Here is a 14,183-nt window from a genome sequence, read left to right on the forward strand (position 1 = left end):
AGACAAACGTACCAGAAAAAGAGATTACCGCGTCGTTTTACTCCTCGCAATGACAGTAAAGTCGGGTGTCATCGCGAGCGTAGCGTGGCGATCTCTTTTGCTGGTTCTTTTATGATTGACTTTAATGATCAGATTTTAAGCCCGCACCGCACATAGGAATCAGACAATCAACAGTTTTTCCTTTCTGTTCACAATACTGCAAATAGGCGGCGTAAGTAGCGGCAGTCGTATGCTCACAGTAAATGCCTTTGGTGGCAAGTGCCATTCTAGCCTCGAGAATACGATCCTCCGGGGCGGTAATCATTTCAATGTTGTGTTTATAAGTGTATTCCAGAATTTCCTGACCACGCATAGGAACACCGATGGCGATTCCTTCGGCCATTGTTGGCACAGGCGTTACAGCAGCAGGCAGTTTATCTTTGACCAGTGCGGCTTTGACGAAAGGATCACAATACTCACTTTGGACGGCTACGATATGGGGCATTTTTTCAATAATGCCACTTGCTAGAAACTCTTCCAGCGCTTTTACAATGCCAATGAACAGAGTGCCATTACCGAGGGGAACAAAAATGGTGGCGGGAATTCTGTGCAATTGTTCATAGACTTCATAGATATAAGTTTTCGTACCCTCATAAAAAAACGGGTTGTACACATGGTTAGCGTAGTATTTTCCTTCTGTGTCTACTTTGGCGCGGCAGGCATCGGCACAGTTGTCACGTGAGCCGGGAATAATATTGACCTTTGCCTGATGAGCCTTTATCATATCAATTTTTTTCGGTGATGTCCCTTCGGGTACAAAAATTTCACACTCAATACCGGCTTTGGCGCAGTAAGCAGCTACGCTGTTTCCGGCATTGCCGCTGCTATCCTGGACTACGGAATGTATTCCAATTGCTTTGCAGTGGGCGATCAGTACAGCAGCACCTCTGTCTTTAAAAGACAAAGTTGGCATAAAGTAATCCATTTTAAGCAAAACATCTTCAGTAAACTGAATGACAGGTGTCATGCCTTCGCCCAGACTGATATTTTGCCACTCTTCTCCTTCTAATGGCAGAAAGGCCCGGTAGCGAAAGATGCTCCATGTGGCCTGGTCAATTAACGACAGGTCAAATTTCGGAGGGGTATACGCCAGTTTCCATAGTCCGCTGCACGAACATTTGGCAGCCAGTGTGGTAGTTTCTTCTGTTTTGCCGCATTTTGAGCAGATATAATTCATACTTTATCAACCTCCGCAACTGCTTCAATTTCCACAAGACAACCAAAATGGAGCTTTCCTACGGGAATGACAATCCGTGCCGGCTTATGTTCACCGAAGAAATCGGCGTAAACCTGATTGACGGCGTCCCATTGGTCAATATCCGACACATATACTCGGCACTGGACAACGGAATTCCGTACAAGCCCGGCAGCTTGTAAAACACGGTCCAGATTTGCTAAGGCAAGACTGGCATGAGTTGCGATATCGCCTTCCGGAACTTTACGGGTATCAGGATCAATGGATAATTGTCCCGATATATACAGCATGCCATGAGAAATCACTCCCGGCGAATAATGCCCGGTATTAGGGCTGGCGTAATCTGGTGAGACCTTTTTCATCATTCTGTCCTTTCAGCGTCATTTTGATTATTAGTATACTTTTTTGGGTAGATTTTGACTGTTGTGTAAAAAAATATATAATAGACTCTACATACTTCCCCTATACCCTATATTTTATATGAAAAAATAGGGGTAACAAGTGTTTCCTCTATTTTTTATAAAACAATGACTCTTGAAGTGGTAATCAAAGAGCTATCTGAATGAAATTCGAAAAGATTTAAGGGGGGCATACAATGCTTCATGAAATGAGAAGAAAGAAACAGTTTTTATCACAAGAGCTCACGGAGGAGATACTCGATAGGGGAGTGACTGGCATTTTGGCTGTCAGCGGTGCAGGGGACTATCCCTATGCCGTACCGCTAAATTTTGTCTATGAAACTGGGAAGATTTATCTTCATTGTGCCAAGGCCGGGCACAAGCTGGACGCGATCCGGCAGAATAATAAAGTCTCGTTTTGTGTTATTGATAAAGATGACATTATCCCTGAGAAATTTACGACTAATTTCCGGAGTGCTATTGCGTTTGGTACGGTAAGAGAGCTTGAAGATGATGCGGAAAAGCTTCGGGTCATGCGGCTGTTAAACAGAAAATACGCTCCCGGGTTAGAGCTAGAGGGCGAAAAGGAAATTCAAAGCGCCTGGAAGGCTTTAGCAGTACTAGAAATACAGATAGACCAGGTTACAGGTAAAGAAGCAATGGACCTGGTAAAAATGAGAAACGGGCACAGCTAAAATGAAACTGTTAGACAGAGCGTTTTATAACCGAGATTCATTAATTGTTGCTCAGGCACTCCTTGGCAAGGTGCTTGTCCGCGAAATAGACGGGCAAAGGCTTTCGGCAAAAATTGTTGAGACAGAAGCTTATATGGGAATTGAAGATAAGGCTGCTCATTCTTATGGTGGCAAGAGAACGCAAAGAGTAGAGGTTATGTATGGCGGGCCAGGATTTGCTTATGTATTCCTGATTTATGGCATGTATAACTGCTTTAATGTTGTTACAAGGGAAGAAGGAACTCCCCAAGCCGTTTTAGTAAGAGCTGTTGAGCCAATGGAAGGCTTTAATTTAATGTCTCAAAATAGATTTAATAAGCCCTCTAATCAGTTAACAAAAACTCAAAAGAAGGGGCTAACGAATGGTCCGGGTAAATTGTGCAAAGCATTGGTAATTGATAAATGCTTAAACGGTGAAGATCTGTGTGGCAATAGGCTATATATAGAAGAAGGCGATTATGAGCCGTTTACGATTGTGGCTGCAAAACGGGTAGGCATTGATTATGCGGAAGAAGCAAAGGACTTTAAGTGGCGATTTTATATAAAAGATAATCAATATGTTTCTATAAAATAGTTAATCATAGGTGAATGCTATTCACTCCCATTTCATGTCGCGAACCTGAAAAAGGGAGATAAAAAATTAAAAAATGGTTTAAATGAAAACTAGAACATCTATCTAAAGGTGTTCTAGTTTTATTCTCAATCGGTGATGTACCGTTGAGATTGCTTTACGTTTCATAGCCAAAGAGCGTAAGTTTGTTCATACCAGTAACGCAAACTTCCACTTCTACTGCATCCAGCTGAATAGAATTACCTACTCCCAAACCGGTATGAAGTCCTGTAAAGGAAGTCTGCATATTGGCGATTACATCCCAGGGATTGGCTGCTGCCAGTACGGATGCAGTTATATCCTGTGTAAGAGGAGTGGTTAAATAGTCCTGCGTTCCGATCAGGGAAAGGCTTACCTGCTGAAGCTGGAGCCAATCAACCGCTGAGGATGGCCGCCAGTAAAGGGTCATAGTACTAGTTCCCACAGCAAGAGTTAGGGCAAGCCGGCAGTAATATTTAAGAACAACACTTTTAATCTGGAATTGATTGACGTCTTCCATAGACATGCTGTATGTTAACACCATTCTGCCGCCGGTTTGGTTGAGCAGGGCTGAACTCAATGTGGCAACCTGCCCGTTGTCAAGACCGACGGCATTATTTACATTAGTAAAATCACTTCTGCTGTTAAAGGCAACTTGGGTGGCAGTAGCGCCGCCAAATGTATTACAGGCAGTTTGTTCATCCGATGTGCGGACGAAAATCGAATTGTCTTTAGCAAGTCTGTAGGCGGAGGGGAGACTTAGGTTTTTAGTGGCCGCTGACTGGCTGAGACTGAAGGATAAAAGTTGGGTGCTGCCATTGCGGCTTAAGGTAATTGTTACTCCGAGAGGAGCCGCTGCCTGTACTGCCGTGAGAGTAATGGTTTTTTGAGAAGCTGGTGTCCAAACTGCAACAGGCGAAGACAGGACGTTAAAGGTCGAATATTTGATAGTGTCTGCTGTCTTTTGTCTGTTGAACGGAGGCTGCTGCCCGGAAGGTAAAATGTTCTGATTTAATCTAGTATTTTCCGTTGTTAAGCACTCCTTTGCTGACGTTTTACTTTCGGTCAGACCTCATAGCCAATAAGGGTAATATACATCGTACCTGAAGCGTTGGTACTAAGGGAAATCCGTTCATTTGCTGCGAAAATAACAGGTGATGGGAAGCTTTCGCTAAAAGCAGACATTGTTGTTGTTAAAACCACTGAGAGGAAGGGAGCGTTACCTGTTCTGGTCAGGGTAACCACTAAGGCGGCAAGAGAGGATGCCTCTATCGCCGTCAGGCAGATTCTCTTGCCGGCAGCAGGCGTCCAAAGAGCAGTATTGGTTTGCGCGGTTGAAAATGTGTTATATAGGATTGTATTGGAGGTTTGTTCGCGGGTGAATAAAGGGCGCACTTCATCATTAAAAACTTTGTAGTTTGCGCGAATCTTTTTATGCATTACATATATACTCCTATCTTGTGTTTTGGTTTATATATATTTATATGAATTTTTTATTTTTTATGTGAAGATAACGTAAAAACAAATCGTAATACTAAAAAAGTTCTTGCTTGCTTTTGCTCTGGTAATATGATATTTTAAAATCAAACAGGAGATGATCAGATGTTTAAAAATATAGAACACAAAAAACTTGGTGATCATGTCATTCATCAGCTTCAGGAAAAAATATCATTAGGCGAACTCAAACCAGGCGATAAAATTCCCACGGAAACAGAGCTGATGGCAATGCTTGGCGTAGGGCGTTCTACAGTCCGCGAAGCGGTGCGCGTTTTAGCAAAGGCGGGTTTGCTGGAAGTACGTCAGGGAGACGGTACTTATGTGCTAGGCAGAACGAATAATCTGGAGCCGTTAGAGCATCGGCTGCGTCGGGCATCTATATTGGAAGTGTATGAAGTTCGCCGCGCTCTCGAACTGGAATCAGCGAAATTGGCAGCCCGGCGCAGATCAGAAGAAGATTTGATTACGATGCGTGAAAGTTTAGCCAAACGGCGCGAAGCAAGAAGCTTAAATGACAATCGTTCCTATGTAGAGACAGATCTTCAGTTTCATCTTGCTATTGCATCTGCAAGTAAAAACAGTGTGTTAACAGATTTATATTTTAGTTTTTCAAACACAGTACGTGATGCGTTAGATAAATTAATTTCCGATCAGGAACTGTACAAAAACCAGATACCGATTCACGAACAATTGCTAGCTGCTATTGAGCGACAGGATGAACAGGCTGCTGTGTATTGGGCAGCACAGAATCTCGATAAGACGATGGCAGACTTACAAGTGTTATTAGGTAAAACTTATTAAGAGCCGACAGCATACATTCTAGCGAATGTTAACTATAAACATCAGATGATATGTTCAATTCGGGAGGATAACATGAAAAATCGTTTTATTTGGTTACTGTCATCAGGGCATATGTGTACAGATTTAAATCAGGGAGCCTTAACGGCAATATTACCTTTTCTTATTATGGAGAGAGATCTTAACTATACAGCCGCGGCTGGTCTGGTATTTGCTGCAACCTTTATCTCATCGGTTATTCAGCCAGTTTTTGGCCACTATGCCGATAAAGCATCGAAGCCATGGTTGATGCCGGTTGGGTTGTTAATGGCAGGCTTAGGGCTTGCTGCGACCGGCTTTTTGACAGACTATTGGTCTCTTTTTGGTGCTGTAACGATTAGCGGTATCGGAATTGCTGCATTTCACCCTGAAGCAGCCCGGATCGCAAACCATGTTTCCGGCACTAAAAAAGGAACTGGCATAAGTATTTTCGCCGTTGGCGGGACAGTTGGCTTTGCATTAGGGCCGGTTGTCGCAACAAGTGCTCTATTGATTTGGGGCATGAAAGGAACTTTTGTATTAATCATACCGGCAGTTTTGATGGCAGCCGTCCTTATGCTTGCCGCGAAACATATGCAAGAATTTCAGCCAAGTGCCAAAACCGCAGATCATAAGGCTAAACCTGTGACTACTCCTGATGAATGGGGACCGTTTTCTAAGCTTACCATCATTGTATTCTGCCGTTCGATCATTTTTTACGGACTGAATACCTTTATTCCATTATATTGGATTCATATATTTCAGCAATCTAATGCAGCCGGTGGAACAGCCTTAACAATTTTATTTGGCATTGGGGCTGTGGGAACCTTGTTTGGAGGTCGTCTGGCAGATCGCTTTGGTCATATTAAAATGATTCGGATTGGCAGCGCAGCATTACTGCCCTTATTGCTGCTTTTTTCCTACATTGAGAATGTCACAATGGCGACTTTGCTTCTAATCCCAATTGGGCTGGCTCTCTTTGGGCCTTACAGCCCCATGGTGGTGCTAGGGCAAAAGTACTTGTCAAACCGTATTGGCTTGGCTTCAGGTGTTACCCTGGGGTTAGCTGTAAGTGTGGGTGGAATCGTGACACCGATGCTAGGCTGGTATGCTGATCACTATGGTCTTCCTGCGGTTATGCAGTTATTAGCATATGTCCCCATAGTTGCCGTAATTATGGCATTTATTTTACCCGCCCCCGGACGAGCTGCGGCAGCAAAGCAGTAATACAGCATAAAATCGAAGACCTCCATCCTGCAAAGGATTGGAGGTCTTCGATTTCACAAAGATATAAATTAAAATAGCTTTTTATACAGGAGAACAGGCAACTCTTTTTCGAATTGAGACAGTTGTTGTACTAAAGTAATGAAATGAGGAGTTTCCGTATGTCTTTTTAAAGCTTCGAGGTCTTCCCATTCTTCAATCAGTGTAAGGTTGTTTGGGTTGTCTAACTCTTGAAATAATTCATAGGAAAAACAACCTTGTTCTTTTACAGTTTCCTGCACTAATAACTGATAGAGATGAAGAGCCTCAGGTAAGTAGTTTTCTTTTATTATGCTGCGGGCAATTACTTTTATCATTGAAATCTCCTTGGTGGCAATTCCGCTAAGAATCATTTTTTAAATATGTTATCGTAAAAATATCTTACATCCCATGCCGAATAGCAAAAGACCGGTAATAGCCTTAATCGATATCTGGATGTTGGGATGGAGAAGGCGTTCCCGTACTAAGGCAATCAGAAAAATGAGCAGTGCATACCAGGCAAAGAGCAAGCCGATAAAAATTCCAGTTAACAAAAAGGATTGGATAAATAGACTGCTTTGTTTGTTCATATATTGCGGGAAAATCGAGAGGAAAACAAAAGTGGTCTGTACGTTAAGTATATTGGAGATGAAGCCTTTTTTAAAGGAGTGGGAAAAAGTCTCTTCAGTAGCGATAGCCGTGATGCTCGTTTCCGGCAAAATAGTTTGGTTTTCTTTATAGAGGCAGTAGGCGTTTTTCAAACTTCTGAGAGCTAAGTAGAGAATATAAGCAGCACCCAAGCTTTTAATCACTCCTTGCAGCCCCGGTGACTGCATGATAAGAAGAGAAATACCCAAGCCTGCAAACAGTGCGTGGAGAAACATAGAACCAGCAACACCCAGAACATTATAAGCTGCCGCCCGATGTCCCAGGACCATTCCGGACTGTAATATCAAAACCTGATTAGCTCCGGGAGAAATGATCATTAATAGAATAATTACCATAAACGAATATAGCTCTGGACCTTGTATGAATATAATAGTCACCTCCCGTCGGAATTCGTACTCAGGTTAAACATGTTTGCTTTTTTTAAGCTTATAATAAAACCAGCGGTTACAATCAGTCCAGATGGCAACAACAACAAAACCGCCGATAAAAAGTCTTTCCCATCTAAGTCCGCTATAGAACTGGTCAATGATTAAGAAGACTACACCGATCAGACAAACAAAGCTACAAGCACGCATCAGTTTCATCCCTTCCATGTTAATTTGCAACTTATATGGATTATCGTTGCAATTATAGCACAGCACGAACTATAATAAAATTATTTAAAATATATATCTACTATACTTTAAAGGCATAGTAGGAGGTGTGGACATGGACATTAGAGATATGAAACATTTTTATGCAATCGTTGAGGAAGGGAATATTAGTCATGCTGCAAAGCGTCTTAACATAGCTCAGCCGCCCCTTAGTAAACAAATGAAGCAGTTGGAACAAGAGCTTGGTGTTCAACTGTTTGAGCGTGGGAGCCGCAAAATAAGGCTTACAGAAGCAGGACAACTGCTCCGGGAGCGTGTGGAACAAATCTTAGGTCTAGTAGATGGTACCGTTAAGGAGCTTTTAGAACTACATTCCGGCCTCACAGGTACGCTGACAATCGGAACGGTAACAACATCAGGTGCTACCTTGCTGCCAAACTGGATTAATAAATTTCACACCTTGTATCCAAATGTTACTTTTCAACTGTGGGAAGGTGATGGATACCGGATTTTAGAGCTGTTAGATAACCGGGTTATTGAAATCGGTATAGTGCGGGCGCCCTTTGATTCCCAAATTTATGAATCGATTACGTTGCCTGATGAGCCTTTAGTGATTGCGATGAAAAAAGAGGGAGTTTTTTGCGGAAAAGATCCTGATATAGTGCAACTCAGTGAATTAGCGGATCAACCGTTGATTATACCGCTGCGCTGGAAAGGAATGTTTTTAGGGTGGTGTGAGCGAGCTGGTTTTACTCCGAAAATCATCTGTGTAAGTGATGGCATTATTCATAATATACTATGGGCTAAAATGGGAATCGGTATCGCAGTGGTCCCACAATCCAGCAAGGAGCTGGTTGCCGATTCGGGACTAAAATACAAGACGATTAGTGAACCGACGATCGCAACTCACACAGAAATAGTCTGGGTCCGCAACCGCAATTTATCGGCGAGCAGCAAGCATTTCCTGGACTTATTCAAGGAAGTGATTCCGGGAAGTCCGGTGTAATGCTGGCGCCGTCCCGTGTTAGCTGACGGCAGGACGTATACCATTGGTGTAGACTACAGATTTTAACGAAGAGGAGCCAGAGTTCGTGGAACTTTGGCTCCTTTTTATCATTCACAGGGATTTGCAATTATGCTAGAATAATTTAAAGAGCTATTTTACATAGGGTGGTTTTATGAGCTTTAATGACAGAGTCTATGAAATTGTTTGCCAAATCCCTGAAGGCCAGGTTTCAACCTATGGTCAGATTGCCTCCTTGGCCGGAAGCTGGCGGGCATCCCGCGCAGTAGGCTATGCGCTGCACCGCAATCCGTATCAAGGTAAAGTACCTTGCCACAGAGTAGTCTTCCAGGATGGCAGACTGGCCAAAGGCTTTGTATTTGGTGGCCCAGGTGTGCAGCGGCAACTGCTGGAAGCGGAAGGTGTAACCTTTACTGCTGACGGCACTGTGGATATGAAAACCTGTCGCTGGAAGCCTTAATGAGTTAAGTAATCTAAATACAGATAAGCAAGGAGCACATGCAATAGGATTATCCTATTACATGTGCTCCTTTTAATAGAGGACATTAGCCTATGATATCGGGTATATAAGCCTTAAAATTTGTAAGTGAGAGTACTGCGGAAAGAAGTGAACTTGGTACCTGCAGGGACTGATCCCACTGTTTCAATTTTCTCCATTCTGCTGTAGAACAGGTTGAGAGTAGTGGTTTTATCGAATTTATGGCCAAACCCATAGTACATCCCTTTTGCATTATTGTCATAAGTAGTGGTAGACCAGTTGTCGACGATATTACCGCTCCGTTCAACATTTGTATAGCACGTCCATAACGAATTCTTCTTATCGACGTCATAATTAATGCCATATACATAGGACTTGTTATAGGTAGCGGCATCCGACTTTGCATATTCACCATAGACATTCAACTTGTTAGTGATATTGTAGCTGCTATTTACATCCCAGAATTTTTTATCGGTAGTGAGCTTATCACCATTCAATTTAACAAGTGTAGTTCCTACCGCAAGGTCTTTACTAGGATTGTAAGAAGCAGCGAATGCATAGATCTTGGGATCATTATGGCCATATTGATCAAGTTGAAGAGCTGTCGCGGAGATATTAGTTACACCACTTTTTCCTGTAATGGTAATACCATCAGCAAATATATGTTTGCCAATACCATAAGCGCTGTCATAGATTAACCCATTGGCTCCGATGAAAGCATCCTGACGGCCAATTTTATAGTTCCAACCTGCATTTTGAATTTCTATGCCAAATTGGTCTAAAAAGCTGATTACACTGCGGTCATTATCATCTTGTCCGGGAAAAGAATTAAAGTCACGAGAGGATTGCGTATCACCATTCAAGGTCTCCGCACTCATACGGAAGTACAGCTTCATGTTTTTAGCGAAATTCTCAGCTTTGCCATTTAGTACGAATTTCCATCTATTTTCAATGGCATCTGCAGTACCCTCTTTAGTATTGATACGGTGTTGATATTGAACCTTTCCGTCGAACTGCAAGGGACTTGCAAAAGTGGTACAGGCTGCAGTAAGGACGAAAGTTGCTGCAAGAGCAGCGATAAGAGTTCTTTTCATATAGAAGTCCTCCCTGGATTATAAATTTGTAGCTAGTCAGACAGGCTTAGCTATGAGTCAGTTTCAACTTGAACAATTATTACTCAAAATACGCCCCCGGGAAGCATATTATAAGTCCCAAGAAGGAAAAATTAGAAAATTCACATTAATCAAAAGTATAGAAAGCGATCTTGTTTTTGTAAAATAGATGCTGGCTATACCCGGTATAAGAAAACGAAAGCAAAGTATTCTAGAATTTGCGAAACAGAAAAATTATCAGTATACTATAACTGCTGCGCACTGACAGCAATAGTAAAATGTACATATGAGGAGAACTGATTATGAGCAGAGAAAAGATGCTAAATAGAGAGCTGCTTGTGGCTGCCGTGGAAAAATTCTGTTCGGAAAACTACAAAAAGTTTGTGGTTTCTGAGTTGATTCCTAAAGGCGGACACAGAAATAGAATTGAAATAGAAGCGGATGGAATGCAGTTTTATGTTGATTTCCACTTTAAGATCAATGGCAGCACTTCGATAGATGTATCCAGCGGGCAACACCAGGATAAGAAAAAGCAAATCATGGCTGCAATACTGGGTGAACCAGCATACTTGCTGCCGTCGGCAGCTGGTATAACAGTAAAGTAGATAATAATAGATTTTAAATCGAGATATTGAAACAGGCCTAAACCATATGGTTTAGGCCTGTTTTATGAAGCAATACGGGCATTACTTTGAAAAACTTTTGTACGATGTTTTTTCTAAGTCAGCTGATAGACTCCATAAACCCTCAATAATATCCTCATACCAATATGCTCCCGTGCTACGGTATGGGTTACCCTTTTTGTCCGTAGCGTATCGTAATTTTAGTGTCGATTTTAGCACTGGATATTTAATAAATAGTGAAGAACAATAATCTTCAGAAAAAGTTTTTTTGTTTTTATAAATCGCAGTAGACCAGAACTCATAAGCATCTTTATATGGCTCTAATGGCATGAAAAGTAGTATGCGGGGATATTCGTCTTTGCCATCTTGGGGATACTTATCGACGTATTTTCTATATTCAACAGTTGCCTTTGAAAGTGCCATACGATATTCTATAATATTAACTCCTGACTCTACGTTATATCTGATTTCTCTAATTGCATCAAGTACTTGTTTAGCATCTGCCTGGTTTTCTGTGAGCATTACAGCGTTAGCAGGATATTGAGACACGGACTCAAATGTCCAGTTTTTTATTAGTGAAACAATATCCTTTCTACTCATGGTATTTGCCATATCTGCGGCTGTATACCCGAAGGAATTTTTCACAGACCTATCAGCTCCTGCAGACAGTAGACTCTCAATGATTTCCTTACTAGCTGTTGCTGCTGCATAATGAAGTGCAGTGTCATTTTGGGGAGTTTTTAGATTTACATTAGCACCTTTGTCTAATAGAAGCTTTACCATTTGAAGTTGATTGCTTCCGGCTGCGGACATAAGTGGAGTCCAACCATAGGGATTGCGGATATTGGGGCTCATACCGGCATCTAAAAATAAGCGTATAATTTTTTCATTTCCTATCTGAGAGTAGGTAAAAAAGTTTTGTTCAGAGAATGGTACATTTAGTTTATCAAGTTCAGTAAGTGCTTCTTCTGGTGTTTGAGCGAAGCCAATTGACATTGGTGAGATTAGTAATAGGCATATTAGAAATAATAAAATAGGTCTCAATACCATCACCTCAAAAAATTAATCCATGTAATATAATTACAGGTGAGCAGCTAATCTCCTTCGTAAATAAGATAAAAGTAAATCTTAATGCTATAACTGATTTCCGGTAGCTTATTGTAAATAGCCTGGTAACACATAACGAGCTATAACCTATGGTGGTTATAGCTCGTTATGTTGTCTATATAGTGTTTTTCTTGCTGATTAACCGGGAGGAAAGACATAGGGGGCTTTTGGTTCGGGGACTCGTTTGACGGAACTGATCTTTATGGACGGTACGATTTTGTCTTCGTAGGGAACTTGATGAATGCGGCCTGTGACTGTGAGCCACATCCCTTCTTCGTAACCGGCCTTATCCTCTATTTCACATAAAATTCCATAAGGAAGAGCGTCTGCTGTACAGCAGACAACTACATAGCGTACCAGGGAAAATTGCTTAGGAGTGGCTCCTGGCGGTCTGAAGACAAAGCCGGTCATAGTAATTTCTTTATCAACATAATCCTGAGTAAAGAACTGCAGTTCATTCATAATTTCTGTATAATCCTTGTCAGTAACTTTAATTAGCGGTGCCTGGCGGAGCGTATCAGCCAGGGGACGTGACATTTCATAAGCGGCCATTGTAGAGGCAGCCGTTTGGCTGTTGAGCCCTTTGGTTCCAACAAGATTGGCGTTGAGAACGTGATCGGGCAGTGCGAAGGCCAGTAGCAGAACAACTATAAAGGGGAGATATGACCAGCGGCTGCCGTGATTGTGCGGTTCATGAAGGGGAGCGACGGGACGATAAATGGTCAGCAACTGGGCAGCAAGCATGGGGATGAGAAGATAAGCCGCAATTTCCAGCATACTGGAAAATTTAGGATTGATATAGAGGGTCAATTGCTCTGTTTTAATGAGCCAGATTAGCAAAATGATAAAGCCAAGCAGAATGGCAGACCGTAAGAGCGCATCCCAGTCCAATACATATTTGCTTCGTATCCTGTGCCTCAAAATGGTCACATCCTTTTACCAAAGGTTAATCAGATAAGCCGCCGCACCGCAAACAATTGTTACAATAAGGGACAGAACAATGACAAACCGGGTCCGGAAGGAATGGAGCAGCATGAAGATGTTTTTCAGGTCAATCATCGGACCAAACACCATAAAGGCGACTAGTGAGCCCGGTAAAAAGCTGGTTGCAAAAGAAGCGGCGATAAAAGCATCGGCAGCGGAGCAGACGGAAATGACAAAGGCAAACAGCATCATTACACCAATTGACCAGAAAGTATCCTGTCCAACGCTAAGCAATACCGAGCGGGGCAGCATGACCTGGGAAAGTGCTCCCAGCATCGACCCTAACAATAAATATTTACCCATTTCAAAAAATTCGCTGCTGGCATCATGAATGGTTTGGACGAGCCTTCCGGAAAGCGACATTCTGCTTGAGCGATGCTTCTTTGCATTTTGTCCGCAGCAGTTGCAGGCATGATGATGACCGGAATCTGCTCTCAGTTCATTGCCTTTGAAGAAAATACTGATTAACCAGCCCGCCAGACAGGCAATGAAAAAAGCTGTTACCAGGCGGAAGATCACCATATTGGCATTTAGCTTAAAAGCAAAGGAAGTAGCAGCAGTCACTACCGGATTGATGATCGGCGCTGCAAGCATAAAAGCAGTTGCTGTATGGAGGGGAACCCCCTTCATAACCAGCCGGCGGATAATCGGGACCATACCACAATCACATACGGGAAAAATGATGCCCAGCAAAGCGGCAGGTATGATGCTCAACAGTTTTTTGCGAGGGATAATTTTCCGGATAGTTTCTTCGGAGACGAAATTATTTATAATAGCGGAAACAACTACACTGAAGAGGACAAACGGCAAGGCTTCCAGGACAATACTCAGCAAGATGATTTTAAAATTATTGATCGTTCCCCAATCGATATAACCTGATAGTGCAGTAAGAATTGCCAATATTGTGTCCAAATAAATCTCCTCCGGTCTGGCAGGCAGTAGAGTGGTATCTGTTCATTGTATTCTTTAATCCCGTAAATATGAGAACGTAGCTGCGAATTTTGTCAGCCATAGCTATTGTTATACCGGGTATAACGACAACCTATTTTACTGAAAACTCTAAAATTTCTATAATTGAAAGAA

At 42.2% G+C, this 14,183-nt stretch carries 18 protein-coding genes; 7 read left to right on the top strand and 11 right to left on the bottom strand.

Annotated features, from left to right (window positions below; translation table 11 throughout):
* Positions 1–121: 121 nt before the first annotated feature.
* Both RTR76_RS04735 and RTR76_RS04740 read right to left on the bottom strand, forming a co-directional pair.
* Positions 122–1,216, bottom strand: a complete 1,095-nt coding sequence (locus tag RTR76_RS04735) for a threonine synthase (RefSeq protein WP_312517220.1) — start codon at positions 1,214–1,216, stop codon at positions 122–124.
* Positions 1,213–1,599: a RidA family protein gene (locus RTR76_RS04740; protein WP_312517222.1), complete on the bottom strand. Its 387-nt coding sequence runs from the start codon at positions 1,597–1,599 to the stop codon at positions 1,213–1,215. The genes RTR76_RS04735 and RTR76_RS04740 overlap by 4 nt, the downstream gene beginning before the upstream one ends.
* Before the next feature lie 230 nt (positions 1,600–1,829).
* Here RTR76_RS04740 and RTR76_RS04745 point away from each other — a divergent pair, with 230 nt between their 5' ends.
* Complete coding sequence (locus RTR76_RS04745; protein WP_312517224.1) at positions 1,830–2,327, top strand: pyridoxamine 5'-phosphate oxidase family protein; 498 nt, start codon at positions 1,830–1,832, stop codon at positions 2,325–2,327.
* A gap of 1 nt (position 2,328) precedes the next feature.
* Positions 2,329–2,940 (top strand): DNA-3-methyladenine glycosylase, encoded by a 612-nt coding sequence (locus RTR76_RS04750; RefSeq protein ID WP_312517226.1) that lies wholly within the window; start codon positions 2,329–2,331, stop codon positions 2,938–2,940.
* A 154-nt stretch (positions 2,941–3,094) separates the two neighbouring features.
* On the opposite strand, the gene RTR76_RS04755 is transcribed toward RTR76_RS04750, so the two are convergent.
* Positions 3,095–3,535 carry a hypothetical protein gene (locus RTR76_RS04755; protein WP_312517229.1) on the bottom strand — a complete coding sequence of 147 codons (441 nt, stop codon included), beginning with the start codon at positions 3,533–3,535 and terminating at the stop codon, positions 3,095–3,097.
* Between the two features lie 485 nt (positions 3,536–4,020).
* Positions 4,021–4,395 carry a hypothetical protein gene (locus RTR76_RS04760; RefSeq protein ID WP_312517231.1) on the bottom strand — a complete coding sequence of 125 codons (375 nt, stop codon included), beginning with the start codon at positions 4,393–4,395 and terminating at the stop codon, positions 4,021–4,023.
* 162 nt (positions 4,396–4,557) lie between these two features.
* On the opposite strand from RTR76_RS04760, the gene RTR76_RS04765 reads away from it, so the two are divergent.
* Positions 4,558–5,253 (top strand): FadR/GntR family transcriptional regulator, encoded by a 696-nt coding sequence (locus RTR76_RS04765; RefSeq protein WP_312517233.1) that lies wholly within the window; start codon positions 4,558–4,560, stop codon positions 5,251–5,253.
* 72 nt (positions 5,254–5,325) lie between these two features.
* A complete protein-coding gene (locus RTR76_RS04770; RefSeq protein ID WP_312517234.1) occupies positions 5,326–6,495 on the top strand; it encodes an MFS transporter in 1,170 nt (389 codons plus the stop codon).
* 68 nt (positions 6,496–6,563) lie between these two features.
* Here RTR76_RS04770 and RTR76_RS04775 read toward each other — a convergent pair whose 3' ends face one another.
* The 3 genes from RTR76_RS04775 to RTR76_RS04785 all read right to left on the bottom strand — a co-directional run bounded on the left by RTR76_RS04775 (position 6,564) and on the right by RTR76_RS04785 (position 7,754).
* Entirely contained in the window at positions 6,564–6,848 is a 285-nt protein-coding gene (locus RTR76_RS04775; protein WP_312517236.1) for a putative quinol monooxygenase, read from the bottom strand.
* Between the two features lie 48 nt (positions 6,849–6,896).
* Positions 6,897–7,514, bottom strand: coding sequence for a LysE family translocator (locus RTR76_RS04780; RefSeq protein ID WP_312517238.1), 618 nt, complete (start codon positions 7,512–7,514; stop codon positions 6,897–6,899).
* Between the two features lie 66 nt (positions 7,515–7,580).
* Positions 7,581–7,754 carry a hypothetical protein gene (locus RTR76_RS04785; protein ID WP_312517240.1) on the bottom strand — a complete coding sequence of 58 codons (174 nt, stop codon included), beginning with the start codon at positions 7,752–7,754 and terminating at the stop codon, positions 7,581–7,583.
* A gap of 133 nt (positions 7,755–7,887) precedes the next feature.
* Between RTR76_RS04785 and RTR76_RS04790 the strand changes: the two genes are divergently transcribed.
* Both RTR76_RS04790 and RTR76_RS04795 read left to right on the top strand, forming a co-directional pair.
* The gene (locus RTR76_RS04790) at positions 7,888–8,778 is read left to right on the top strand and encodes a LysR family transcriptional regulator (protein ID WP_312517242.1); all 891 of its coding nucleotides are present in this window, start codon (positions 7,888–7,890) and stop codon (positions 8,776–8,778) included.
* Positions 8,779–8,950: 172 nt separating this feature from the next.
* Positions 8,951–9,256, top strand: a complete 306-nt coding sequence (locus tag RTR76_RS04795; protein WP_312517244.1) for an MGMT family protein — start codon at positions 8,951–8,953, stop codon at positions 9,254–9,256.
* A gap of 113 nt (positions 9,257–9,369) precedes the next feature.
* Here the strand turns inward: RTR76_RS04795 and RTR76_RS04800 are convergent, their stop codons facing one another.
* Positions 9,370–10,368 (bottom strand): hypothetical protein, encoded by a 999-nt coding sequence (locus RTR76_RS04800; protein ID WP_312517246.1) that lies wholly within the window; start codon positions 10,366–10,368, stop codon positions 9,370–9,372.
* 320 nt (positions 10,369–10,688) lie between these two features.
* On the opposite strand from RTR76_RS04800, the gene RTR76_RS04805 reads away from it, so the two are divergent.
* The gene (locus RTR76_RS04805) at positions 10,689–10,991 is read left to right on the top strand and encodes a hypothetical protein (protein WP_312517248.1); all 303 of its coding nucleotides are present in this window, start codon (positions 10,689–10,691) and stop codon (positions 10,989–10,991) included.
* Positions 10,992–11,072: 81 nt separating this feature from the next.
* Here the strand turns inward: RTR76_RS04805 and RTR76_RS04810 are convergent, their stop codons facing one another.
* From RTR76_RS04810 to RTR76_RS04820, 3 genes are all read right to left on the bottom strand, one after another.
* Positions 11,073–12,053: an ankyrin repeat domain-containing protein gene (locus RTR76_RS04810; RefSeq protein WP_312517250.1), complete on the bottom strand. Its 981-nt coding sequence runs from the start codon at positions 12,051–12,053 to the stop codon at positions 11,073–11,075.
* A 201-nt stretch (positions 12,054–12,254) separates the two neighbouring features.
* On the bottom strand, positions 12,255–13,037 hold the full coding sequence (locus RTR76_RS04815; protein ID WP_312517252.1) for a TIGR03943 family putative permease subunit: 783 nt from the start codon (positions 13,035–13,037) through the stop codon (positions 12,255–12,257).
* A 15-nt stretch (positions 13,038–13,052) separates the two neighbouring features.
* Positions 13,053–14,012 carry a permease gene (locus RTR76_RS04820; RefSeq protein WP_312517253.1) on the bottom strand — a complete coding sequence of 320 codons (960 nt, stop codon included), beginning with the start codon at positions 14,010–14,012 and terminating at the stop codon, positions 13,053–13,055.
* Positions 14,013–14,183 lie beyond the last annotated feature (171 nt).

The organism is Anaerospora sp., from assembly GCF_032013335.1.
In the GTDB taxonomy this organism is placed as follows: Bacteria; Bacillota; Negativicutes; order Sporomusales; family DSM-15969; genus Anaerospora.